This is a genomic window from Corynebacterium sp. PCR 32, assembly GCF_037464985.1.
Taxonomy (GTDB): Bacteria; Actinomycetota; Actinomycetes; order Mycobacteriales; family Mycobacteriaceae; genus Corynebacterium; species Corynebacterium kroppenstedtii_D.
Genome location: NZ_JBAHVL010000005.1, coordinates 160,194 through 184,800, shown reverse-complemented (window position 1 = coordinate 184,800; position 24,607 = coordinate 160,194). Strand labels below are relative to the sequence as shown.

Annotated in this window: 21 protein-coding genes; 12 read left to right on the top strand and 9 right to left on the bottom strand. The window is 53.8% G+C overall.

Annotated elements, in window-relative coordinates:
• Positions 1–241: 241 nt before the first annotated feature.
• Positions 242–1,678 carry a type I glutamate--ammonia ligase gene (gene glnA / locus V5S80_RS07920; RefSeq protein ID WP_395170220.1) on the bottom strand — a complete coding sequence of 479 codons (1,437 nt, stop codon included), beginning with the start codon at positions 1,676–1,678 and terminating at the stop codon, positions 242–244.
• A gap of 226 nt (positions 1,679–1,904) precedes the next feature.
• Here glnA and V5S80_RS07915 point away from each other — a divergent pair, with 226 nt between their 5' ends.
• Positions 1,905–2,450 carry an RDD family protein gene (locus V5S80_RS07915; protein WP_395170219.1) on the top strand — a complete coding sequence of 182 codons (546 nt, stop codon included), beginning with the start codon at positions 1,905–1,907 and terminating at the stop codon, positions 2,448–2,450.
• An 8-nt stretch (positions 2,451–2,458) separates the two neighbouring features.
• Here V5S80_RS07915 and V5S80_RS07910 read toward each other — a convergent pair whose 3' ends face one another.
• From V5S80_RS07910 to sucB, 4 genes are all read right to left on the bottom strand, one after another.
• On the bottom strand, positions 2,459–3,229 hold the full coding sequence (locus tag V5S80_RS07910; RefSeq protein ID WP_395170218.1) for a DUF4191 domain-containing protein: 771 nt from the start codon (positions 3,227–3,229) through the stop codon (positions 2,459–2,461).
• Between the two features lie 48 nt (positions 3,230–3,277).
• Entirely contained in the window at positions 3,278–4,321 is a 1,044-nt protein-coding gene (gene lipA, locus V5S80_RS07905) for a lipoyl synthase (RefSeq protein WP_395170217.1), read from the bottom strand.
• Positions 4,322–4,360: 39 nt separating this feature from the next.
• Positions 4,361–5,128, bottom strand: a complete 768-nt coding sequence (lipB, locus tag V5S80_RS07900; RefSeq protein ID WP_395170216.1) for a lipoyl(octanoyl) transferase LipB — start codon at positions 5,126–5,128, stop codon at positions 4,361–4,363.
• A 123-nt stretch (positions 5,129–5,251) separates the two neighbouring features.
• Positions 5,252–7,057, bottom strand: a complete 1,806-nt coding sequence (gene sucB, locus V5S80_RS07895) for a 2-oxoglutarate dehydrogenase, E2 component, dihydrolipoamide succinyltransferase (protein ID WP_395170236.1) — start codon at positions 7,055–7,057, stop codon at positions 5,252–5,254.
• A gap of 203 nt (positions 7,058–7,260) precedes the next feature.
• Between sucB and V5S80_RS07890 the strand changes: the two genes are divergently transcribed.
• The gene (locus V5S80_RS07890; protein WP_395170215.1) at positions 7,261–8,364 is read left to right on the top strand and encodes a branched-chain amino acid aminotransferase; all 1,104 of its coding nucleotides are present in this window, start codon (positions 7,261–7,263) and stop codon (positions 8,362–8,364) included.
• A 110-nt stretch (positions 8,365–8,474) separates the two neighbouring features.
• A complete protein-coding gene (locus tag V5S80_RS07885) occupies positions 8,475–9,098 on the top strand; it encodes a DJ-1/PfpI family protein (protein ID WP_395170214.1) in 624 nt (207 codons plus the stop codon).
• Between the two features lie 462 nt (positions 9,099–9,560).
• Here the strand turns inward: V5S80_RS07885 and cobT are convergent, their stop codons facing one another.
• Entirely contained in the window at positions 9,561–10,583 is a 1,023-nt protein-coding gene (gene cobT / locus V5S80_RS07880; RefSeq protein ID WP_395170213.1) for a nicotinate-nucleotide--dimethylbenzimidazole phosphoribosyltransferase, read from the bottom strand.
• 188 nt (positions 10,584–10,771) lie between these two features.
• Positions 10,772–11,494 (bottom strand): DUF3043 domain-containing protein, encoded by a 723-nt coding sequence (locus V5S80_RS07875; RefSeq protein ID WP_395170235.1) that lies wholly within the window; start codon positions 11,492–11,494, stop codon positions 10,772–10,774.
• Positions 11,495–11,678: 184 nt separating this feature from the next.
• Between V5S80_RS07875 and erpA the strand changes: the two genes are divergently transcribed.
• Positions 11,679–12,023: an iron-sulfur cluster insertion protein ErpA gene (gene erpA, locus V5S80_RS07870; RefSeq protein WP_395170212.1), complete on the top strand. Its 345-nt coding sequence runs from the start codon at positions 11,679–11,681 to the stop codon at positions 12,021–12,023.
• An 80-nt stretch (positions 12,024–12,103) separates the two neighbouring features.
• Here erpA and asnB read toward each other — a convergent pair whose 3' ends face one another.
• Entirely contained in the window at positions 12,104–14,041 is a 1,938-nt protein-coding gene (gene asnB, locus V5S80_RS07865; RefSeq protein WP_395170211.1) for an asparagine synthase (glutamine-hydrolyzing), read from the bottom strand.
• 605 nt (positions 14,042–14,646) lie between these two features.
• On the opposite strand from asnB, the gene V5S80_RS07860 reads away from it, so the two are divergent.
• Both V5S80_RS07860 and V5S80_RS07855 read left to right on the top strand, forming a co-directional pair.
• Positions 14,647–15,762: a cytochrome c oxidase subunit II gene (locus V5S80_RS07860; protein ID WP_395170210.1), complete on the top strand. Its 1,116-nt coding sequence runs from the start codon at positions 14,647–14,649 to the stop codon at positions 15,760–15,762.
• A gap of 17 nt (positions 15,763–15,779) precedes the next feature.
• Positions 15,780–16,211, top strand: a complete 432-nt coding sequence (locus tag V5S80_RS07855; protein ID WP_395170209.1) for a cytochrome c oxidase subunit 4 — start codon at positions 15,780–15,782, stop codon at positions 16,209–16,211.
• A 229-nt stretch (positions 16,212–16,440) separates the two neighbouring features.
• Here the strand turns inward: V5S80_RS07855 and trpD are convergent, their stop codons facing one another.
• Positions 16,441–17,526 carry an anthranilate phosphoribosyltransferase gene (gene trpD, locus V5S80_RS07850; RefSeq protein WP_395170208.1) on the bottom strand — a complete coding sequence of 362 codons (1,086 nt, stop codon included), beginning with the start codon at positions 17,524–17,526 and terminating at the stop codon, positions 16,441–16,443.
• Between the two features lie 274 nt (positions 17,527–17,800).
• On the opposite strand from trpD, the gene V5S80_RS07845 reads away from it, so the two are divergent.
• The 6 genes from V5S80_RS07845 to V5S80_RS07820 all read left to right on the top strand — a co-directional run bounded on the left by V5S80_RS07845 (position 17,801) and on the right by V5S80_RS07820 (position 24,479).
• Positions 17,801–18,412: a heme-copper oxidase subunit III gene (locus V5S80_RS07845; protein ID WP_395170207.1), complete on the top strand. Its 612-nt coding sequence runs from the start codon at positions 17,801–17,803 to the stop codon at positions 18,410–18,412.
• Positions 18,413–18,474: 62 nt separating this feature from the next.
• Complete coding sequence (locus V5S80_RS07840; RefSeq protein ID WP_395170206.1) at positions 18,475–19,386, top strand: c-type cytochrome; 912 nt, start codon at positions 18,475–18,477, stop codon at positions 19,384–19,386.
• A complete protein-coding gene (locus V5S80_RS07835) occupies positions 19,383–20,618 on the top strand; it encodes a ubiquinol-cytochrome c reductase iron-sulfur subunit (RefSeq protein ID WP_395170205.1) in 1,236 nt (411 codons plus the stop codon). The genes V5S80_RS07840 and V5S80_RS07835 overlap by 4 nt, the downstream gene beginning before the upstream one ends.
• Complete coding sequence (locus V5S80_RS07830) at positions 20,615–22,255, top strand: cytochrome bc complex cytochrome b subunit (protein ID WP_395170204.1); 1,641 nt, start codon at positions 20,615–20,617, stop codon at positions 22,253–22,255. Before V5S80_RS07835 ends, V5S80_RS07830 begins: the two co-directional genes overlap by 4 nt.
• An 878-nt stretch (positions 22,256–23,133) precedes the next feature.
• Positions 23,134–23,304, top strand: a complete 171-nt coding sequence (locus V5S80_RS07825) for a hypothetical protein (protein WP_395170203.1) — start codon at positions 23,134–23,136, stop codon at positions 23,302–23,304.
• A 488-nt stretch (positions 23,305–23,792) separates the two neighbouring features.
• Positions 23,793–24,479: a C40 family peptidase gene (locus V5S80_RS07820; RefSeq protein ID WP_395170202.1), complete on the top strand. Its 687-nt coding sequence runs from the start codon at positions 23,793–23,795 to the stop codon at positions 24,477–24,479.
• The last annotated feature ends 128 nt before the right edge of the window (positions 24,480–24,607 follow it).

Here is a 24,607-nt window from a genome sequence, read left to right as displayed (position 1 = left end):
CCTCCACCAACTACGCGGCGACATGGGCCCCCTCACCCCACCAGTGATCACCAAACAACTCCGCAACAACAACTAACGAATCACCGGTATGCCCGAAGATACCCCCGGGGTGTGCGGGGGCATGTTGCGCGGTCGAGCTTCTGCCGAGAGATACCTTGTGACATCACACCACGACTAAGAATCATCAAAGCCTGACCAGTGGAAACAAAATTCCCACTGGTCAGTCAACAACTACCGAAAATCAGCAGTCGTAGTACATTTCGAACTCTTGCGGGGTCGGGCGCAACCGAACCGGTGAGATCTCGTTGTCAAATTTGTACGTGATGTAGGTATCCAACAGGTCTTCTGTGAAGACATCACCCTCAGTGAGGAAGTCATGGTCCCGCTCCAGAGAGGCGAGCGCCGCCTCGAGGCTTGTCGGAGCCTGAGGAATGTCAGCAGCTTCCTCCGGGGGCAGCTCGTAGAGATCCTTGTCCACAGGAGCGTGGGGCTCAATACGGTTCTTAATACCGTCCAATCCAGCCATCATCATGGCAGCAAAGCCGAAGTACGGGTTGCCTGTGGGGTCCGGAGCGCGGAACTCAATGCGCTTCGCCTTCGGATTAGAACCAGAAATCGGAATTCGGATCGCAGCCGAACGATTACGCTGCGAATACACCAGGTTAATCGGAGCTTCAAAACCCGGAACCAAACGATGATAAGAGTTCAACGTCGGGTTCGTGAACGCCAACACCGAACCAGCATGCTTCAGGATGCCACCAATATAGTAGCGGGCAATATCAGACAACCCACCGTAGCCAGCCTCATCGTAGAAAAGTGGGGACCCATCCTTCCACAACGACTGGTGCGCATGCATACCAGAACCATTATCACCAGCCAATGGCTTAGCCATGAATGTAGCGGACTTACCCTGCTCCCACGCCGTGTTCTTGATGATGTACTTGAACGTCTGAAGATCATCGGCCGCATGAAGAAGGGTGTTGAATTTGTAATTGATCTCCTGCTGGCCACCACTACCGACCTCGTGGTGAGCACGCTCAAGCTCAAACCCAGCTTCCTTGAGATACCGGCACATATCATCCCGAAGATCTTGGCAATGGTCGTACGGGGCAACGGGGAAGTACCCGCCCTTAACGCGAGTCTTATAGCCGAGGTTCTCGGAACCATCAACCTCCCCCTCAGCACCCCGGTTCCACCAGCCTTCAATCGAATCAACCTCGTAGAACCCGTTGTTGATGTCTGTGCTATATCGAACAGAATCGAACAGGTAAAACTCGGCCTCAGCACCAAAGAAACACGTATCTGCGATACCCGTCGACGCCAAGTATTCTTCAGCCTTCCGGGCAACGTTGCGCGGATCACGGGAGAATGCTTCGCCCGTGAGAGGATCGTGAACAAAAAACTTCATGTTCAACGTCTTAGCCCGACGGAATGGATCAACATGAGCTGTCGCCAAATCCGGCATCAGGGCCATGTCAGATTCATCAATAGTCGTGAAACCACGGACAGAGGAACCGTCAAACGCGAGGCCCTCGTTGATAACGCCTTCATCGAAAGCATCGGCTGGGATAGTGAAGTGCTGTTCAATGCCGGGCACATCCGTGAACCGGATGTCGACGAATTCAATATCATTATCCTTGATGTACGTGGTGACATCGTCAGCATTAGTGAAAGCCACTGTGACTCCTCGCAGATTTCTCTCGACCGGTCGGGAATATCGGTAAATGGCCGAGCATTATTCTTCACTCTAAAGTACAGGTGTTGCTCGAGGAATAAAGCTATGTTTCGTAAATGTTACGTATTTTTTGTGGACCATTGTGCCCACAAACGAGGGTACGAGCACGACCACAACCCCGAGACCGGCCAAACATTATTGACCCCACGCAACAGGTAAAATAGGGGCCATGGCAAAGGATCGGGCACAAGGCCGCACACAGGATCGAACATCACACCGCGCTAATTGGCTAGAGGGGCCACAAATTCCCGGTGAGAACGATGGCCTCACACCATCGAAATGGCCAGGTGAAAAACTTGGCCTGGCCAAGACAGGCGCAGGATCCCAAGCGTCAATCATGCGGCGATGTGGAGGAGTGGCCCTTGACTGGCTTGTCTCTATGGCCATCACCGGAATTCTCTTTTACCTTGTCCCCCCAGCGACCAAGCATGGAACCAACACCGAACTCGTGTGGGGCAATTTTACGGCGACCACGAACCTTATGGTGTTCGTGGTCGTGGGCATCGTATCCGTCTGGCTGTTCGCCCGTACCCCCGGCCAATTCATGGTGGGAATGGGCGTTGCTCGCATCGACAACAAGAACGCCCGTGTTGGCCTCTGGCGGGCCGCCGTTCGCACCATCCTCGCCGCATTTATTCTTCCAGCAGCGATCTGTGACTCCGACCTTCGCGGGATGCACGACCGGGCCACCGGAACCGCGGTCATCCGCACCTAGCATGCCAACTAGTGCTTATTCCGCTGAGCTGCTCTCCGAGCCCGGCGGTTCATTCCTTTTTGCACCTTAGCCTGGTTCGGAATCGGCCCCTTCGGCATCCCCATATTCCCGCGAATATTGTCAAGAGATTCAATACGGCTAGCCAACGACGCCACCTCTGTTTTCTTAACATTTCGCGGCAGCCTCATAAGATGACGCTGCAACTTCTTAATCGGGACCTCGTCGTCACCATCACCAGCAAAAACTTCGTAGATCGGAGTATCGCCAACGATGCGGGCCAAACGCTTACGCTCTTTGCCCACCATCGGCTTAAGCCGCTGCCGGTTACCCTCACCAACGAGAACGACACCCGGAATTCCGACCACACGATGAACAAGGTCCATATGGTTATTCACCTGGACACCTTGCTTGGTCACCCACTTCATCCCAACGCCGTCACGCATATTGTCCAGCGCCCAGCCCGCAGCACCAGTCTGCCCCGACGCACGCTGATAAACAGAATTCTGTAAACGCCGGCTGAAAACGAGCATCGCAAGCGTCGCCCCAAGGACAAGACCGAGGACAAGCCACAACCACTTGTTGCCCCATACGAAGCCAAGCAGGAAAAGCAGGATAGCCGGCAGAAGAAGCGCCAGCAGCATAAATGGAATGAGCTTGTTGTCCTGCTTGCGCTGGATAGTAAAAGCCTGCCACATCTGGCTGCGCGTCTGCTTACGTTGCGCCCGTTTAGCAGAGCGCTCGGCTTTCTTCTCTTCCTTTGCGCGGTCGTTCTTCGCCATACCCACCAGAATAGGCGATGGTCGACCGCCAGATGGAATCAGCAAGCGCTAACGCGCGCCCACCGGTGTCTCACGGCTAGCACCATATTTCAACAATAGGGTGGAAGCCTCTTGCGCCGCCGTCTCATCGATCCCCTCTCCCAGGTGACGGAGATGGGCGGGAAGCTCTTCGCCGCGCGCCTTAATCGCCTGTGCATACAACCGGCCAGCACGATACGACGACCGCACCAACGGACCCGCCATCACCGCAGCAAAACCAAGCTCATGCCCATACTCGCGGTACATGACGAACTCCTCAGGCTTCACCCACCGTTCAATAGGATGAAACAGGCTAGAGGGGCGCAGATACTGCGTCACCGTCAGAATGTCGCACCCAGCATCATGGAGATCACGCATAGCCGACTTCACTTCGTCGACAGACTCACCCATACCGAGAATCAAATTCGACTTCGTCACCAACCCAAAGTCCCGCGCCTGACGGATCACATCCAAACTCCGCTCATAACGGAACGCAGGGCGAATACGCTTGAAAATCCGAGGAACAGTTTCCACATTATGCGCAAACACTTCCGGGCGGGCTTCAAACACCATCTGGAGAAGATCAGGCTTACCGGAGAAGTCAGGCGTCAGATTTTCGACACCAGTATTCGGGTTGAGCTCGTGGATCTTCCGAACAACCTCGGCATACAACCACGCGCCTTCGTCGGGAAGATCATCACGGGTCACACCTGTGATCGTCGAATACCGCAGCCCCATTTCACGAACATTTTCGGCGACACGCCGAGGCTCATCACGATCCAGCTCCGCCGGGCGGCCAGATTTAATGTCACAAAAGTCGCAGCGTCGGGAACACGTATCGCCACCAATGAGGAAGGTCGCTTCCCGATCCTCCCAGCATTCGTGGATATTCGGACACCCAGCCTCCTGGCAGACGGTGTGCAAACCAGCGCCTTTGACACGTTTCTTCATGTCACGGAATTCGGGCCCCATGGTTGCGGTCGTCCGAATCCATCGCGGTTTCGCTTCAATAGGGGTCTGGGCGTTTCGTGCTTCGATGCGGAGTAGTCGCCGTCCATTCGGTGCAACTGCCATGTGTTCTACCTTATTATCGGGTTAATCGTCGTGCACATACTACTGAACTTTGATGCGTTTATGCCCATCGCCCGGAATAGTACTATCCGTCAGTGGTTGGGTCCCGTCAAGCGCTGCGATAAGAGAGTCACGCACAAGGTCGAGAACATCACGCGGGCTGACATCGCGACCGAGTTCCTCGGTTAGCGTTGTGACACCGGCGTCACTGATCCCACACGGGATCATGTGACGATAAGGCTCCAACGAATTATCGCAGTTCAATGCAAAACCATGCATAGTAACCCCTCGGGTAATTCGCAGCCCAATGGCGGCAATTTTCCGTTCGGGCCGGAGCTCACCGCCTACCACCTCAGTGGGAAGCCACACTCCAGATCGTCCCTCAACACGCCCTGCACTGGTGACCCCAAGCATATGGCACACCCTAATGAGCGCTTCCTCCAACCGCCGGACATAGTCAACAACATCGAGAGGCTGCGCCAACCGAATGATCGGGTACCCCACCAGCTGCCCCGGGCCATGCCAGGTAATGCGCCCGCCACGATCAATTCGAACCAGCGGCGTCTCGTCATCATCGGGAAGATCTTCTGGTTGTGTTCGTTTCCCCGCCGTGTAGGTGGCAGGGTGTTCAAGGAATAACAACCTATCGATGCCCTGATCCGGCTCACCCTCCGCGGTGGCCGCTGCGCGAGCACGCTGCTCCGCATAGTCAGCTTGGCGGTGCCACATTTCCATGTAATCCACGTGCCCAAGCCATTGAATGTCGTAGTCCGTGTCGACAGCTCGGATGGATCCGTGTTGATACCCCATGGTATTGATCGTACGCGTGAGGCCGGCCCGGAGAGGGGCCGGCCACGGGAAAGCACCGGACTAGCCGGTGGGCTCAACCTTCACCACATGCGTGCCGAACATGCTAAGCCGAGGCGATCGCGGTTAGAGGTTAAGATCACCAGCAAAGTTGGCGGTCTCCAGGCGATCGCGAACGGTTGTCATGAATCGTCCAGCATCCGCACCATCGACGATCTGATGATCATAGGTGAGGGGCAACAACACAACCTGGCGGATAGCGATTGCCTCTACACCACCAGGCACAGTGATGACAGAAGGACGCTTGACGATCGCACCAGTGCCCATCATGGCGGCCTGCGGCGGAACCAAAATCGGCGTGTCGGTCAGTGCGCCTTCCGACCCAATGTTCGTGATGGTGAACGTGCCGCCCGTCAGGTCATGGGGCTTCAGCTTGTTGGTGCGAGCACGTGCAGCGATGTCAGCAATAGCTGCGGCCAGCTCCGGTAGCGTCATATCCTGTGCGTCATGAATGACAGGGGAGAGCAACCCAGCTTCGGTATCGACAGCGATACCGAGGTTGACCTTGTCATGGTAGGTCATTTCCTTGGTCTCAGCGTTGTAGGACGCGTTGACGTTCGGATGGGAAATAAGCGCCTCAACAACAGCCTTCGCGAAGAACGGAAGGTACGTGAGGTTGACACCGTATTTGTCTGCAAACGCTGGTTTTGATGCCGTACGCAGAGCTGCCACGTCAGTCATATCGACTTCGTGAACCTGTGTCAGCTGCGCCGATGAATGGAGTGACTCGAGAGTCTTCGATGCCGTCAGCGAGCGGATACGGTTGACCTTTTGTGTCGTACCAATCAGCTTGGCCTTCTCGGGGTCAACACGCTTAGTCGACCATGCTGCACGAGGGCCATCCTCGGCAGCCTTCCCAGGACCCTCATGTGTCGACGAGACTCCAGTATCCGTTGACGTTTGGGCGGCAGCGAGAACGTCCTGTTTGCGGATACGTCCGCCCACACCGGTGCCCTCAACTGTCGTGAGATCGACACCATGCTTGTCGGCGAGCTTACGAACCAGTGGCGTCACATACGGAAGCTTCCCACCATTGTTCACCATGGTCGATGGGCGGGTTGCAGGCTCGTCCTGCTGAGCGGGAGTGGACGTCGAGGTCTCGGAGGGTGTCGTCTCGGAGCTGGCGGCATCGGAAGACGTGCTCTCAGACGCTGCGCTTGCCTCAGATGCATTCTCGCTAGCTGATTCGTTGTGCACAGCATCGTCAGCAGAGGAATCAGAGGAGCCACGTGATACCGCACTGGGGTCACCAATGCGGGCGATGACCGCGCCAACATCCACAGTGTCATCTTCCTCGGCCACGATGTCGATGAGAGTGCCAGCAACCGGGGATGGAATTTCGGTATCAACCTTGTCTGTCGACACCTCCAACAACGGCTCATCAACCTCGACGGTGTCTCCCACGTTCTTCAGCCACTGAGTAATGGTGCCCTCGGTGACGGATTCGCCAAGCTCAGGCATCTCAACATCTGTCGCGCCATCAGTGTCAGAACTGCCGGCTGGTGTCTTGTCTTCTGCGGAGCTGGCCTCGGTCTTCTCATCGTCGTCAGCCGGACTTTCCGCTTCAGACTCAGAAGCTGCAGACGTGTCATTATCCCCAGAGTCTGAGTTGCTGTCGTCGGCGGGCTCGTCGCCCTCATCGCCGATTTCAGCGATGATCGCGCCAACCTCAACAGTTTCGTCTTCGTTGGCAATAATTTTTGTCAAAACACCGGCGACGGGCGAAGGAATCTCGGTATCGACCTTATCTGTCGACACCTCCAACAACGGCTCATCAACCTCGACAGTATCACCCACACTCTTAAGCCAGGTGGTGACTGTGCCTTCGGTGACAGATTCGCCAAGTTCGGGCATCTCAACAGAGAACGCCATGGTGGAAGTCTCCTCTAAAATAAACGATGGTTTAGAAGTCAACGCAGATCTATGACGCTGATCGCTGACGATGTCATGAGGATCTGAATGCGGCATGACTATACGTGCATCAACAATACCGTGGCTATCAACAAGACGCGCCCCCGCGGTCTAATTCTAGATAAACGTACCTGGATATGGGGGAGGAGGCTACCATAGGGAACGTGACTGATCAGACCATAACCATAGAAAAAAACCCGCATCCGACATCGCCCGAAACCATAGCCACGATCCTGAAAAATCCTGGCTTCGGGACCCACTTTACCGACCACATGGTGATCATCGATTGGAACAAACAGAAAGGGTGGCATGATCCCCGCGTTGTTCCCTATGGGCCCATCACATTAGACCCCGCAACCACCTTATTCCACTATGGGCAGGAAATTTTTGAAGGTCTGAAGGCATATCGGCAGCCAGATGGTTCTATCGTAACATTTCGACCAGAACAGAACTGTCGACGCATGCAACACTCTGCCGAACGTCTTGCGATGCCGCCGCTGCCGGAGAACCTCTTTTTGGATTCCTTACGGCAATTGGTAGATATCGACTCTGCTTGGGTTCCTCAGGCCGGCAGTGAAGCTGCCTTATACCTGCGTCCATTTATGATCGCGACAGAAAAGGGTCTGGGGGTTCACCCCTCTTCGACCTACCGTTTCTACATTATTGCCTCGCCAGCTGGATCGTATTTTCGTGGTGGCATCAAGCCTGTCACGGTGTGGCTATGCGAAGACTATGTTCGTGCTTGCCCTGGGGGTACCGGCTCGGCAAAGTTTGGAGGCAACTACGCCGCATCATTAGCAGCTCAGTCCCAAGCGGAAGAAAACGGCTGCGATCAAGTGGTGTGGCTCGACGCCTTGGAACGTACCTACGTTGAAGAGATGGGGGGTATGAACCTCGCCTTCATCATGGGTAAAGGTGCCGACGCAACACTAGTGACGCCAGCATTGTCAGGATCATTGCTGCCTGGCATTACTCGTGACTCACTGCTCACGCTCGCGGAGGACCGTGGAATGGCAGTGGAAGAACGCGCAATCTCAACTACCGAATGGCGAGAAGCGGCACAAACTGGGGTCATGAGTGAAGCGTTCGCGTGCGGAACCGCTGCGGTGATTACCCCGGTTGGGACAGTGAGATCCAACGACGGGGATTTTATCATCAATGGAGGGGAAGCTGGCCCTATTTCCATGGAACTTCGACAGGTCCTGACCGGTATTCAACACGGGACGATTGAAGATTCCCACGGTTGGCTCTACACATTGGTGAAATAAACACTGAATGCCACGGGTGAGTATTCCCGTTAGCACCGACAGGCGTCCTCATTGTGATGCGGCAACCGTCGTAGCGACCACTAAGAAGAATATCTCAGGTATTGACTAATATGAATGAAGCCTCTACAAACCGGCACCTTGCGATTATCCTTTTCGATCAGTTTGAGGTTCTTGACGTCTTCGGTCCCGCGGAATTATTCGGTCTAATCCCAGATGTTCGCATAGACTACGTAGGACCAAATCTTGAACCAGTTAAGGCTAATCCGGGCGCCTCCGTCGTTCCGACCGCGGCTTACGTCGATATTACCGATCCTGATATTATTCTAGTTCCGGGTGGCAAGGGGACACGAACATTAGTGGGCGACAAGCAGTTCTTAAGGTGGCTTGAGCAAACAGGGAACAAAGCACAACTGGTCTGTTCGGTATGTACGGGTTCTGCGGTCTTAGCAGCGGCTGGGTTGCTCGAAGGATATAGAGCCACAAGCAACAAGTACAGCTTCTCATGGGCCAGTACCTTCGGTAAGAATGTAGTCTGGGAAGCAAAGTCCCGATGGGTAAGTGATCGAAATCGCTGGACGTCGTCTGGGGTTGCTGCGGGGATGGATATGGCTGCCGCGCTCATACGAGATCTTTTTGGAGAAGAATCCCATACAAGTGCGATTAAGCGGATAGAGTATGAACCACAAATGAATAGCTCAGAAGATTCTTTTGCTCCCGATCATGACCGGATTTAAGATATAAACTAGTGTCATTTCGATTATTCTATGTGTTTAGGGATCTGTTTTTAGGAAACCAATATCATATTTTAATATGAGTTCCCAAAAGGATTATTTTACTCTCTGAAGTAGTAGCTGCTGAGGGTAGTTTTCTTTAAAGGTGAACTGTATCACTTGTGGAGATATCTAGCTCAATAGATGGTCAGTCATCACCATCCGAGGAGGTTATGAGGCGAAAGTAGATCCTTTTTGAAAGATGTAGCCTTTCGTATTATGTAGCTCCTATTCTGCTATCTGGTTTGGTGTGTGATATGCATTGAGCATGGCAAACATGCTCGAGTTTGTCACCTTTACGAACATTTTAGGTGATTGGGCGGTACTTCGCGCAAGTGTGGGAAGTGGGTCGTCGATGTCCTTGTACACACCAAGGTTGGGCCTCGTGATTAGCACCGACAGGCGTCCTCGTTGCGATGTGGCGTGCTAACGTGCATCGTTGGCGATGGCCACAGTGCGGAGGATGTCTACGGCTGCGTTAACAATCATGAGTGCAACCATCGCCCCCGTTCCTTCGCCTAGGTGCATTCCAAGGTCAACAAGCGGGGTTAGTCCCAGTTCGCGAAGGGCAATGTCCTGTGATGGCTCGGTTCCACGATGGCCTGCAAGCCACCATTGTTTGGCGCCAGGAGCTAATCGTTCTGCGGCAAGGGCAGCTGCGCAGACGACAACTCCATCCACGATGACGGGAGTGCGGCGGGCTGCTGCTTGAGCAAGGAATCCAACCATCGCTGCAATATCCGGCGAACTGATGAGCTGAAGTACACTCGCGGTTTCGTCGTGAATGTTATGAACACGATACATCGCGTCACGGATAGCAGCTGTTTTACGTTTCCAGCCTTCGTCGTCGATTCCAGCGCCCCTGCCGACGGCGACGACTGGCTCCGTCCCAGTGAACGTGCCAATTAGTGCTGCCGCAGGGGTGGTATTTCCGACGCCAAGATCGCCAGCAATAAGTAGGTTTGCTCCGGCGTCGATCTCATGGTCGGCGATGTCGATTCCGACGTGAAGTGCTTGACGATAGTCATCGCGGGTCATCGCGTCTTCACAGTCAATCGACCCGCTACTATTTCGGACGTGTGTTGATGCGCCCGAGTCCCCGTTAAGGCTGACATCGACCACGCGAACTGTTGTCCCGGCACGCTGTGCGAGGGTGGTGATAACTGCGCTGCCGCCTTCGATATCTGATACCATCTGTGTGCTTGTGGTCTCGGAATGGCCGCTCACACCCCGTTTAGCGACACCATGATCTCCAGCGAACACCACTGTGGTTACGTGCTCAAGGGATGTGGGTGGGCACTGGCCCTGACATGCAGCAATCCAGCATCCGAGGTCCTCCAAACGTCCCAATGAGCCGGCTGGCTTAGTTGGCTGCGCATGTCGTTGGTGAGCTGTGGCATAGACATGGCTGTCCGGGGGAGAAATAGGGGGGAAAGAAGGATCGCGCACTGTTGCTTCTCTCTATGTAAGCGGGATGTTGCATTGGAGTCACCGTTGAGTTCCACGGGTCGACGTCACGTGATCTGTGACGGCGATGATGTGGATGGGGTGACACAGAATTAGTTGTGAAGGGACGGACCTTGCCAGCATTGCCCGGAGCTCGCCGTGATCCTCGGGCAAGACCGGGGTGTGTGTTGCTAGATACTGTCGCCTATGGCAACTTGTGGGCGTGGGGTACGGAATTTCCGCACCATGGAGGCTCGGGAGAAGGCGTAAAAACCCATTGACCAGCTGGACAAAGCAGTATCAGGATGGCGCTTGTGAACGAAACGAGCGACTCGGCGGCCTGATAAAACACCGTCTAGGATGATCAAGATTAAGAGAATCATGCCAGCTAGGGACAAGAGATTGTTCAGTAGGTAACTGCGTGTGGCTGTTGTGACGAACATGAGAATGAGCAGCGCAATAACGATTGGCATGAAAGTATTAGCGAATAGTCGGCGGGAATCCACCCAGTCACGAATGAGTCGTCGTTCTGGACCGCGGTCTCGCTCCAGTAGGTAGCGTTCGTCGCCACTCATCATGCGTTCACGGGTGTGTTCACGGTGTCGGGCACGTTCGTCGCGTTCTTTACGCTTGAGTTCTTTGTACTCTTCCTTGGTCATGGATTTTTTTAGCGCTTTGCGTTGTTCACGTGCTTCTGATGAGGTTTGGGGAGCTTTGTAGGCGGACTTGCGCACCCCTTTTTGCCGTTCGACCTCATTGCGTTTAGGCGTAGCATAACCCTTGGGTGGTGTATATCCTTTGGGGGTGGAGGACGTGTCCGAGGTGCTCGCGACACTGTGAGTCTTGTCTACCGGTATCGAGCCATCGGTTCGCTGAGGGTCTTCCGAATTTTTTTTCGACGTTGTCCATGGCATCTTCACGTGCTTAAGGATATAAGAAAGAGTGGAAGCTACGGTGAATGAGGCGGTAATGGGGTGCGTGGTGAGGTGAAATAAACCTAAGGTACAGTGCGTTTTGAATTGATGTGGAGTACGGTAGTGTCCACTCATTACCCAAGACGGCGTGAGAGATCGTTGTGTCTCGAGTTAGGAGATGTGCATGACTGCACCGGAAAAGACAACTGGCGTTAATGTGACCGACGCCGCTGCAGCGAAGGCAAAGTCTCTGCTTAGCCAAGAACAGAACGATGAACTAGCATTGCGCATTGCTGTGCAGCCGGGGGGTTGTGCTGGATTGAGGTATCAGCTGTTCTTTGATGACCGGACCCTGGACGGTGATCTTGTTGATGATTTTGATGGCGTAAAACTGGTGGTTGATCGCATGAGCGCCCCGTATCTCGCAGGAGCGACGATCGATTTTGCCGATACGATTGAGCAGCAGGGGTTTACTATCGATAACCCGAACGCGCAGGGGTCCTGTGCATGTGGAGATTCTTTTAACTGATAAAGAATCCCCGTTTCTGTGGGTGCCGACCGTGGGCTTTGTCGCGGTTGGCACCTCTGTCTTTGGATCTGAGCGGTTACTTACACTTCGACGGGGTATGTTGGTTCTGGAATGTCGGGGGTGATGGTGTTATCGACGAAGATGCCGTACCAAATTAGGAATGCAAGCACCGTCCACAACCGGCGAGAATGATCCGGGCCTGATCCACTTGACATGGATAAGCGGTGTTCCTCAAGCATCGAGCGGGTGGCATCCAAATCAACAATGTCTCCGGCGTGGGACGACGTAATAATATCTTGTGCCCAACTGTAGAGTTCGTCGCCGGCGAGCCAATGACGGATGGGTACGGGGAATCCGAGCTTACGACGATGAAGCACGTGTGGGGGGACAATGCGCTCCATTGCTTGGCGCAGGGCCCACTTGGATGTTCCCTGGGTTAGTTTCATGCTCGTGGGGAGGGTCTGTGCGACGGCGAACACTTCTTTATCGAGGAAGGGGACGCGGAGTTCGAGTGAATTGGCCATGGTCATCTTGTCAGCCTTGACTAAGATGTCACCGCGTAGCCATGTGAACAAATCAAGGTGCTGCATTCGCGCAACCGGGTCCCATCCGCGCGATTGTGCATAGATCGGGGCCGTGATATCTGTATGGTTCCAGTCTTTCCGAGCCCAGGGGATGACTCGCTGTAGTTGAGCGAAGGAGAAGGATCGCGCGTTGCCGTAGTATCTTTCCTCGAGTGGGGTGGTGCCGCGTTCTAAGAAGGATTTTCCACGAACTCCTTCGGGGAGACGTTGTGCTGCTGAGCGTAGGCCTTTCTTTGCGAAGTTGGGGATCTTGTCGAATCCTGCCAGTGATAACGGCTCATGGTAGATGTTGTATCCGCCAAAGAGCTCGTCGGCGCCCTCGCCGGATAGCACAACCTTCACGTGTTTTCGTGCTTCTGCTGCAACGAAATAGAGTGGCACCAGGGCTGGGTCTGCTACCGGGTCGTCGAGATACCATATGATTCGTGGGACGGCCTCTGCGAACTCGTCGGGGGAGACAATTTTAACAATATGCTTGACTCCGATGGCCTCTGCGGACTCGGCGGCGACATCAATTTCGGAGTATCCTTCGCGTTCGAATCCTGTCGTAAACGTAAGTAAATCTGGGTTGTGTTGTTTAGCGAGTGCGGCGATGGCGGTTGAATCGATGCCTCCCGACAGGAACGAGCCAACGGTGACGTCGGCACGCATGTGCTGGGCAACCGAGTTTTCGAGGGCTTCCTGAATTTTTGAGATCTCTGAGTCGAGCTTTTCTTTGCTTACTGTTTTTACGGGGAATTGGGGAGTGAACCACCGATGAATGTTCGGCTTGTGGCCTGGTGTCACCGTCGCGCAGCAGCCTGATTCCAAACGCCGAATCCCTGTGTTCAAGGATTCAGGTTCAGGTACGTACTGCAAATCCATGTAATGCTCGACGGCTCGTTTATCTAGTGATACGTCGATATCCGCGTTCTGTGCAATGGACAAGAGGCACTTTTTCTCAGAACCAAAGAAGGTGCCCTTGGGTGTCGTCGCCCAATAGAGGGGTTTAATACCGAACTGATCGCGTGCAAGGAACATTGTTCGTTCGATGGAATCCCATACTGCGAACGCAAACATGCCGCGAAGATGCTGGACAACATCGTGGCCCCAGTGGTGATAGCCCACGACGATGGTTTCACTATCGCCGTCAGTTGCAAAGGTGTATCCGTGTGCCTTTAGTTCACTGCGAAGTTCTTGATAATTGTAGATTTCGCCATTGAATGTCAGAGCGTATCTGTTCTCTTGGCCATCTGGCCCCCATTGTAATGGCTGATGGGAATGTGCGAGGTCGATGATGGACAACCGGTTGAATCCATAGACGACATCACTGTCGTTCCAGGTGCCATCCTCATCCGGACCACGGTGGCGCATACAAGACAGTGACGAACTAGTGGCCTGAACAAAATCTTCCGCGTTACCGCTAGCAGCGATGAGTCCGAGCAAACCGCACATTCAATAAGGCCTTTCTTTATATATACCTTTGTGTATCTACCGGCCACCGTGATGTGCGTCCCCGAGGTGCATCTGTGAGGGGTAGCCGTTGCAGAATTCCTCTCGACTCTAGTCGTGTGAAGGGGGAGAGTGCGAGCCGCGATGGGGTGCCATGTTTGTGGTGGTGGGAACTTTCAGCGGCCGGGTAGGTGTCTTGGGGAAGTGGGTAACAGGTGTTTGCGCATCGCACTTAGTATCCGCACGTTATGGTGAGTCTGTTCTGTGGGTGCGGACGCCATGCTTACCCTATGTAGGGGAATTGTGACGCGAATAACATTATGGGTGTTGGGTAGAGAGATCAACCCACAAGCATGGGGTATTGTGGCAATTTTGTCAGGAAAATGCCAGCATAGATACTTGTCGACGTTGGATGAGGAGTGGGTGTTGTGCTGAGTCACCGTCGAGCCTAGAAAGATTTTTACCGAAAACGGGAACTTTTTGGTGCAGTAGGGAACTCTCACGACCCGCCCATGATGGTTTATTACTCCCAATGGATTACCCTAACTAGGAGAGGAATGAATCCCAGCGTTTTTTCAACCTGGTGTGGATCAGGAAGGCAAACACACGTGGAACAGCGAAAAATGCGCACTTGGTCGCGCAAGCTAGGACTAGCTGGCGTTTTGACAGCCGGTAGCTATCTGCTGTCTGGATGTAGCGTAGCGCCACCCGACAACGGTTTCTTCAAATTTCTTCGCTTTGGCGTGCCCGACGGTATTACCCCTGAGGCTAAGGAAATTGGTAACTTCTGGGTCTGGACCTGGGTAGCTGCGTGGATCGTTGGCATCATCATGTGGATCCTGATGTTCTACTCATCTTTTGCATTCAGCGCGAAGCGAAAAGAAAAGAAGGGTGAGGGGGAATTTCCACGTCAAACCCAGTACAATGTTCCCCTGGAACTTGTATTGACCACAGTTCCAATCATCATTGTGATGGTCCTTTTCTTCTTCACTGTAGAGACGGAAGATAAAGTCACTGCGATGGACAAAGACCCCAAGGTGAAGGTCGATGTCACAGCGTTCCAGTGGAACTGGAAGTTCGGTTATGACGAAGTTGACGGATCTCTGATGGGTGGGAAAGCCTATCATGGGCGTGATAACTCTGCTCAAGCCGCGGCTAACGGTACGCGAAAGATTGAGAGCAATACCCGTGGGGAGGATGGCGCAGCCAACCCAATCCACGGCCGCTCGAAGAGTGATCTGTCATATCTCCGCTTCGACAAGATTGAAACAGTGGGAACGACGGACGAAGTTCCGGTCTTGGTTTTGCCGTCGCAGACAGCTATCCAGTTTGATCTCGCGTCTGCAGATGTAATCCACTCGTTCTGGGTGCCCGAGTTCCTATTCAAACGTGATGCATTCCCGCATCCAGAGGCAAACAAGTCCAACCGCACATTCCAGATTGAAAAGATCGATAAGGAAGGCGCTTTCGTTGGTCGCTGTGCTGAAATGTGTGGTACCTACCATGCGATGATGAACTTTGAGGTTCGTGTGGTCAGCCCGGACAAGTTCCGTGACTACATGAAGTTCCGTAGTGAGCACCCGGGCGCATCCAACGCTGATGCACTGAAGAAGATTGGTGAGAAGCCGTACGCCACCTCAACCCATCCGTTCTTGCCTGGGCGTGAGGACACCCGTAGTGCGAATGACAACTACGTCGATCAGAACCAAGCTGAACAGTCTTAGTCTAGGAGTGCAACGTAATGAAATCCTCATCGCGACTGTTTTACGGGCTAACAGTCTTTATCCTGATCATGACTGTGATGTACGTCCTGGGAACGAAGTACATCAATGACGATGGATCCATCAGTGGTGTTGAATGGGCAGGTTCTGTCGGGCTTCTGCTTGGGGCATTGATGACATTAATGCTTGGTGTTTATCTCCACATCACAGAACGCCACGCAGATGTTCTCCCGATGGACTGGGAGGAAGCTGAGCAAGTTGATGGATCTGGAGAGCTCGGATTTTTCAGCCCAAGTTCGATCTGGCCGTTTGCTATGACTTGTGGTGTTGCTGTCCTGGGATACGGGGTTGTTTTCTGGGCCTATTGGATGATTGGAATTGGCGCGGTCATCACATTTTGGGCAACAGTTAAACTAAACTTGCAGTACGGAACGCCACCTGAAAAGCACTAAGGGAATCCTGAGTTCTCCATTCAGTGAACGTTGAGACCGACGATCGATATTGCGCGCGCTGGGTGCACAATTGTGCGGGCTGTTTCCGTCACTCGAATATAAAAAATATATGTAGAGCACCTGCGTACCCTTCCTGGCGCGGGTGCTCTTTCCTTATTGATTCTCTGTTGTAGCGGCATGCTCATGGACCTGGGTCGCATTCAACCACCCACTTCGTCACCGTGGCTTGTTATTGGAAAGCCGGTCTATCGGTGATGAGGTTATGGATGCGTTGGCGGGTTTCTGCGCTATACAGCGCTTCCTGAGCACGATGAAGCTCTTCCTGCATTGCGTCGTGGAATGTCCGTGTGCCAACCCCATTCACAGCTACAAGCGCTCCCGCCGCGCTAAAGAGGACAGCATTTTCTACCGCATTCATATTGCAAGGAAGCGCCTCTGAGGATGTATCAAGGGAAAATAGCTGACGCGCGACCCTTGCGTTCGTCAACGCGTCACCTCCTCTGAGCGCATCGACGGGGAAGTATGAGAAACCGAAGCACTGCGGGTCGAATTCGTGATGGTCCACAACGCCACCATGAGTGACAAAGACATCTGTGGGGCCTGATACTGAAAATTCGTCTAGCCCGTCGTGACCGTGTACCACAAGGACACTGTCTCCTCGGTGAGCGAACGCCTCCGCCATTACCGCTGTCATGCTCGGAAACGCGCATCCGATTAGGCCAGTTGATGGTCGGGCGGGGTTCGTCATCGGTCCGAGAAGATTGAATAATGTAGGGACTTGGATATCGGAGCGTACAGACGCCGCATGTCTCATCGCCGGGTGGTAGGTTCGCGCGAAGATGAATGCAAAGTTGTGGCGCGCGATCATGCGATTGATATCGGCGGGGGATAGCGTGACGGGGACCCCGAGTGCTTCTAGCATGTCTGCGCCGCCTGAACGTGACGATGCTGCGCGATTGCCATGCTTAATTACTGTGACACCCATAGCTGCGACGAGTAGCGCCGCCATTGTCGACACGTTGACCGTGTTTTTGCCATCCCCGCCGGTACCGACAATATCGACAGCAGTATGTGGACAGTTGTGTGCAGGATCGGTGAGTTCAATCGGATCGGCGAAAGACAACATTGTAGAAGCTGCAGCCTCTAGCTCAGCTGGAGTGATACCTTTTACTCGGATCCCATAGCTGAAACTGGCAATTTTTGCAGCAGAGGCCTCGCCTACCATAATTGACCGTATAGCAGCAGCTACTTGACTGGGTGTCAGGTCGCAGCCATTGGCAATATCATTGAGAATGTCTGTCCAATTGGTGGTCATAAGAACTCCATAACGAGCGATGGTGTGTTGCTATGACGTTACCGGACAGGTGCTTGAGGTCTGTTGAGTATTCGTCCGTGTTGAGTGTGCAGCTCGCGGGGAGTGTGACTTTGCGGGCGGGACGTCGTCTATAACACAGTGAAAGTTCCCATTACCCCCGATTAGGGTTCCCCCCTAATTTTACTATGGTTGTGACCTGCAATTTTGAGAGTTCCCATGACTTTTAGGAGCCTCAAAGTGACCTTGAAGGGGGCTGTCAGCCATAATTACTAGCGTGACGAGCGCAGTAGGAAACTCAGGTATGGCAGCACCGCAGCGTGTTGCGACACTGAACCGACCAAACATGGTCAGTGTCGGAACTGTTGTGTTCCTGTCTCAGGAATTGATGTTCTTCGCTGGCCTGTTCGCGATGTACTTTGTGTCGCGCGCAAATGCCGGCGGAGACTGGCCCCCGGCGGATGTGAAGTTAGACGTGCCACTGGCATTGTTCTTTACCATCATCCTGGTTGCATCGTCGTTCACGGCGCAGTGGGGCGTGTTTGCGGCGGAACGAGGTGATGTTTTTGCTCTCCGCCGTTGGTACGCCATTTCTGCCGTGATGGGGCTTGTTTTCTTGGGTGGCCAGGTGAACGAGTACACACACCTTGTCCTCGAAGGCGCAACGATTCAGCACAGCGTGTACGGTTCGTGCTTCTATATCACTACCGGATTTCACGCTGTGCACGTCTTTGCTGGAATCTTAGCTTTCGGGGTTGTGCTTTTGCGCACCTACAAAGCTAAGTTCACTCCGGCCCAGGCGACAGCGTCCATTGTGGTGTCGTACTACTGGCACTTCGTTGACGTTGTGTGGATCGGGCTGTTCATCACTATCTACTTCATTCAGTAGGCCGGGCCTGGCCTTATTGGCCACCACACCGCCCTCACTTTCCATGACGACATAAAGGGAAAATGATGGTTAACTCCAACAATTCCGGCACGTTGTCGGGTTCCGCGGTGGAGACCGGAACCGACACTGTGCACCACGCCAAGAAGGTCCGTGGCCGCCGAAAGCTACGTCGCACGTTTGCGAGCACTGTAGCCTTGGCCCTCGGCCTGACTGGTGCAGGTTTTCTTGCTGACGCATTAACCCCTGACGCTCAGACTGCGAACGCTGACAAAGATCAGGCAGCTCTTGTCTCACAGGGTAAAGATATCTACGACGTCGCCTGTATCACATGTCACGGCTCGAACCTTCAGGGCGTGAAAGATCGCGGTCCCGCGCTTACCGGCGTTGGCGCGGGTGCTGTGTACTTCCAGGTGCATTCTGGGCGCATGCCGATGACGCGAAATGAAGCCCAGGTCGAGCGCAAGAAAGCTCGTTACTCTGAAGAGGAAACACTCGCGCTTGCCGCCTATGTCCATTCCCGCGGGGGTGGACCCGACATCGTCCACGACCAGGACGGGAATATCGCTATGGAAACGCTCCGTGGCGATCACTACAACGGAAAAATCCAACCGGAAGATATTGCTCGCGGTTCGGACCTCTTCCGGCTAAATTGTGCTTCGTGCCACAACTTCACTGGTAAGGGCGGCGCACTCTCCGGCGGCAAGTATGCTCCTGACCTTGATCCCGCTAATGAGCAAGAGATCTACCAGGCAATGCTGACCGGTCCGCAGAATATGCCAAAATTTTCTGATCGCCAGCTCACTTCAGACCAAAAGAAGGACATCATCGCCTTCATTAAGTCTCAACAGGAGACACCCACACAAGGTGGTTATGGCCTGGGCGGGATTGGTCCGGTCACCGAAGGTTTGTTGATGTGGATCGGCGGCATCACCGTTATGATCTGTGCGGCACTATGGATTGGAACGCGGTCATGAGTGACAACATCACCAAGAAATACACTTCTGAAGAGCTAGCCGCCATGAGTAATGACGAGCTTGCTCGTCTCGGTACTGAACTTGACGGAGTCACAGTTGCGTATCGTAAAGAGCGTTTTCCTATCGATAATGATCCGGAGGAAAAGCGCGCAGTTCGTAGTGTTGGCTCCTGGTTCCTGCTCGGCACAGTGTTCGCTATCGCGTTCATCGCTGTTTACCTGTTCTGGCCATGGAAATACAAGGGACTTGGCGAGCATGGCCTATGGCTCTATTCCCTGTACACCCCACTCTTTGGTTTGTTCATGGGGCTTGCCATCCTGTGCCTCGGCATCGGTGCAGTGAAGTTCACTAAAAAATTCATTCCTGAAGAAATTTCTGTCCAGCGCCGTCATGATGGACCGTCCGAGGAAGTTGACCAGAAAACCATCGTTGCTCTGCTCAATGACTCCTGGGAGACATCAACCCTTGGTCGGCGTAAGATCCTCAAAGGGATCATGGGTACAGGTGCAGTTGCTGCCGGTATTGCTCTGGTTTTCCCTGTTGGTGGAATGATCAAAAACCCCTGGAAGCCTAAGGCAAAGGGAATGAACATCCAGGGTGACGGGACCTTGTGGACAACTGGATGGACTCTTACTGAAAAAGGTAAAAAAGTTTACCTTGGCCGTGACACCGGAGTGACCGCAGAAAAACATGAGAGTGGTTACACAGCCACTGGAGAATCATACGAGACTCGCGGAATTAGCCGCTTGGTACGGTTGCGCCCTGAGGATCTCAACGCCGGTGCTATGGAAACTGTCTTCCCGCTCGTCGAAGACGTCGTTAATGACAACGATAAATTCAACAAGAACGCTGACGTGTACGAGGCGCACATGGAGTCGATCCATGGCTCCCGCAACTCGGTCATGCTGATCCGCCTGCGCCATAGTGATGCTAAACGTGCTATTCAGCGTAAGGGTCAGGAGGATTTCCACTTCGGCGATTTCTACGCATACTCGAAGATTTGCACACACATTGGGTGCCCGACTTCCCTCTACGAGCAGCAGACTAACCGAATTCTTTGCCCGTGTCACCAGTCCCAATTCGACGCATTACACTATGGCAAACCGGTATTCGGCCCAGCTGCACGTCCACTTCCGCAACTGCCCATCGCTGTGGATGACGAAGGCTTCCTTTACGCAAAGGGTAACTTCGTTGAATCCGTCGGCCCGGCCTTCTGGGAGCGTCGTTCATGACCACCAAGACTTATCCATCGCACATGGCGCAAGCCGCTCGGAACATGGATGAACGCTACACCATGTCGTCGGGCCTTCGACGCCAGATCAATAAGGTATTCCCGACCCATTGGTCGTTTATGCTTGGCGAAATTGCGCTGTACTCATTCGTCATACTCCTCTTGTCTGGTACCTACCTAACTCTGTTTTTCGACCCATCGATGAGTAAGGTCATTTACGACGGGGCCTACGCACCGCTTAACGGCGTCGAAATGTCCCGTGCTTATGAAACCGCGCTGAACCTGTCCTTCGAAGTTCGGGGTGGTCTGTTCATCCGACAGATTCACCACTGGGCAGCTTTGATGTTTGCCGTTTCCATTACGGTGCACATGTTCCGTGTCTTCTTCACTGGCGCATTCCGCAAGCCGCGTGAAGCCAACTGGGTTATCGGTTGCGTGCTACTCTTGCTGTCCGTGGCTGAAGGCTTCATGGGGTACTCGCTACCTGATGACCTTCTTTCCGGCGTTGGCCTGCGAATCATGTCGGCTATTATCCTTGGCCTCCCCATCATCGGTACGTGGCTACATTGGATGATGTTCAACGGTGACTACCCAGGCGATATCATTATTGACCGCCTATATATCGCCCACGTGCTCATCATCCCAGGTATCCTCCTGGCTCTGATTGCCGCTCACCTCGCCTTGGTGTGGTATCAGAAGCACACACAGTTCCCTGGGCCTGGCCGTACAGAGAACAACGTTGTTGGTGTCCGTATTCTCCCAGTCTTCGCCTTGAAAGGCATGGGATTTGGATTGATCACCTTCGGTGTTTTGGCTTTGCTCGGTGGTATTTTCCAAATCAACGCTATTTGGAACCTCGGTCCATACAACCCTGCCCAGGTATCCGCAGGTTCACAGCCTGATATCTACATGCTGTGGACCGACGGCGCTGCACGTGTAATGCCTGCATGGGAGTTGTACATTGGTCCATACACCATCCCCGCCATCTTCTGGGTTGCGATCATGCTTGGCGTTTTGGTTGCACTGCTGGTTGCCTATCCGTTCATCGAACAGAAACTCACTGGCGATGACCTTCACCACAACCTCCTGCAGCGCCCCCGCGACGTTCCAGTGCGTACGTCACTCGGCATGATGGCCATCAGCTTCTACTTCTTGCTGACTATCTCCGGAATGAACGACCTGATTGCCTACCACTTCCAGATCTCCCTCAATGCCATGACGTGGGTCGGACGTATTGGACTTGTCCTTGTTCCGCCGATTGTCTACTACTGTACTTATCGCATTTGCCTTGGCCTGCAACGTTCCGATCGTGAAGTCCTCGAGCATGGTGTTGCCACTGGTACCATCGAGGCGTTGCCGTCGGGTGGTTTCATTGAAGTTCACCAGCCATTAGGCCCCGTTGATGAACATGGTCATGCGATTCCATTAGAGTACGAAGGTTCTCCGGTGCCAAAACAGATGAACCAACTTGGATACGCTGGTCAGCCTGGCCGCGGTTCATTCTTTAAGCCGGACCCGCAAGGCATCGCTGATCGTGCTGATGAGATTGAGCACGCCAATCACCGTGAGCAAAAAGATATGTTGAAGGATCTGCAGGAGCACAATCGTCAGCTCCGTCGTAGTCTCGACGAGAAGTAGGAATCTGATCACTGTGTGGTCCCGTCTCGACCGCACAGGAAACCTCTCAGGCTCAGAGCCACCTGACACCGCGTGTACGCTACCCCGCATTCATGAGTGAACGAATGCGGGGTAGCGCTACTATGAGTACACAACGTCCCTCTCAGAGCCCCGCAGGAACCAGGCCTAGGTGGCAGCAGCTTTCTTGCCTGAGTGCCCCATTCCTCAAAGCGCCGAGGGTCACTGACTGGTAGTGCCCACCCATTACATCCAGGGCCGGCCGGACACGCCTGACTTTTTGATCCACCGCTTGATGATACGCAAATGGCCGATGTGTGCCCCGCCCCTAGCGACATGACTAGAGCTAGCCCAGACGCCCATATTGTAAAACAAAAAGGGCTCCAACCGCCTGCATCATCAGGCGCCATCAACCTCATTTCAGGAGACGTGGCGAACGCACGATAGGCCTGGCTGGTGGCCGTGGTGAGAGTAACAGTGGTACAGCATCACGCCTAATGGCAGCACGGTCGGATCTCCCCTTCTTTGCCACAACCATAACCATGTCGACAAGCTACTGGTAGTAGTCCGGCGGAAAGACAATCTTCAGCTGTTGCCAGGCATGGCGCCCAGCTGGTGGCGCTGTCGAACGGAAAGTCTGGTGCACAAGGAGCTCCTACACCGAGTAGAGATGCCCCCATGACAGTGTTCCTCCGTGATCGGAACAGACCACGTGCTATGTGTGATCGTGGGCTCCGGACAATGGTGGCTCGTGAAGGGGCTCGTGACCCTGACGGAGGTGGTGATATCCACCAGTATCGGTGCAGCTCTGTGGAGCGGCGATTACATGGTGGGTGGAACCGTGCAATCAGCTCGGCTTCACGGGCTTTGGTCTTCACCCCGTGAGCGCACACAATCGTATCGATATTCCGGGTTTGTGGCAGAAGATGAGAGATGAGACGTCGACTATTACTGCCATTGATGTATTACCTCAAGCATCGACGAAGTTTAACCGCTATGCCTTATATATAAAAGCTCGCCAGATCGTGAGCGGAAATGTACACACGGGGTGAGCTGATCATCAGCGATCAGGTGGACATGGCGGTTGTCTGTAACGGTGGTGAATGATGCGGCTGGGGCATAGGGGCATAGGGGAGAGCGGGTCACGATGTGCGCGTACAACGAAGACTGTGCATTCCCATTATGTCTGTAACGCGTGTGACTGGAGAGGTACGTGAAGTCACGCCCCGAAAATTGTGACAAAAGACACAACTGTTCTACGATGGGCTGTGATGTGTACATGGTGACAACAGGAATTAGCTATTATGGCGGAGCATTTTTCCTGCATATCGTGAATATTGGGTTGATATTAGGTGGGGTAGCTATCAGGCTGTCTTCAAGGTAACATTTCTGTTACATAGCCGGGTTGGAGACGAAATTTTAGAGCTACGGCGGGTTGAGTTGGACACGAGCTGCATCCATTTCGTAACCTTTTCGAGACTTTGTAGAGCGGCAGGGGCCGCAAGACATCTGACCGTCGATACGCATCGGAGAAACACGAATGGCTAAGCATAGCCGCAAGAGCGCATCCACTGGCCGCAAAATTGCCGCCGCTTCTGCTGTGGGTCTTGGCGCTACTACTGCAATCGTTTGTGCGGGGAACGCAACTGCGACTGAGGTTCACGTCCCGAACACTCAGTACACGGTCCCTGTCCCTGATCAGTTACAGCAGGCTCAGGATGTTCTGAACCAGAAGATTCATGACTACATGGCTCAGGCTCACATTCCACCGGTTGAGGCTGTCGCTGCCATCAATTCGGGTGAACCTGCGCCTGCCCCGGTTGCCACCCCAGCTCCGGCTGTTGCGCCGACCCCAGCTCCTAGCGTTGCTGACATCATCCAGAGTATCGGACAGAAGATCGCCGAAGCTGCTCAGTCTAAGCTTGGGTCCCCGTATGCATGGGGTGGAACGGGTCCGGCTGCATTCGATTGTTCCGGGCTGGTGAAATGGGCATATGAGCAGGCTGGGATCGCAATTCCTCGAACCTCAGACTCTCAGCTCGCCGGGGGAACACCTGTTTCGCTCGATGCGTTGCAGCCGGGTGACATTGTTGGCTTCTATGGCGGAAATCATGTCGGTGTCTATGTTGGTGACGGAAAAGTTGTCCACGCTCCACAGGAGGGGCAGACGGTCTCTGTAATTCCGATGGCCTACATGGAAACCTATTCTGCTACTCGTTATTCCTAGCCCAATTTTTGGTCGAATAACGACACAGCGCCCAGAACGTACTGGGCGCTTTTGTGGCAATAAGGGGCTGTTGTTATGGGTTGGAGGGGCTGGAGGGGTGTATGGAATGTGAGCACAGACAATACAGT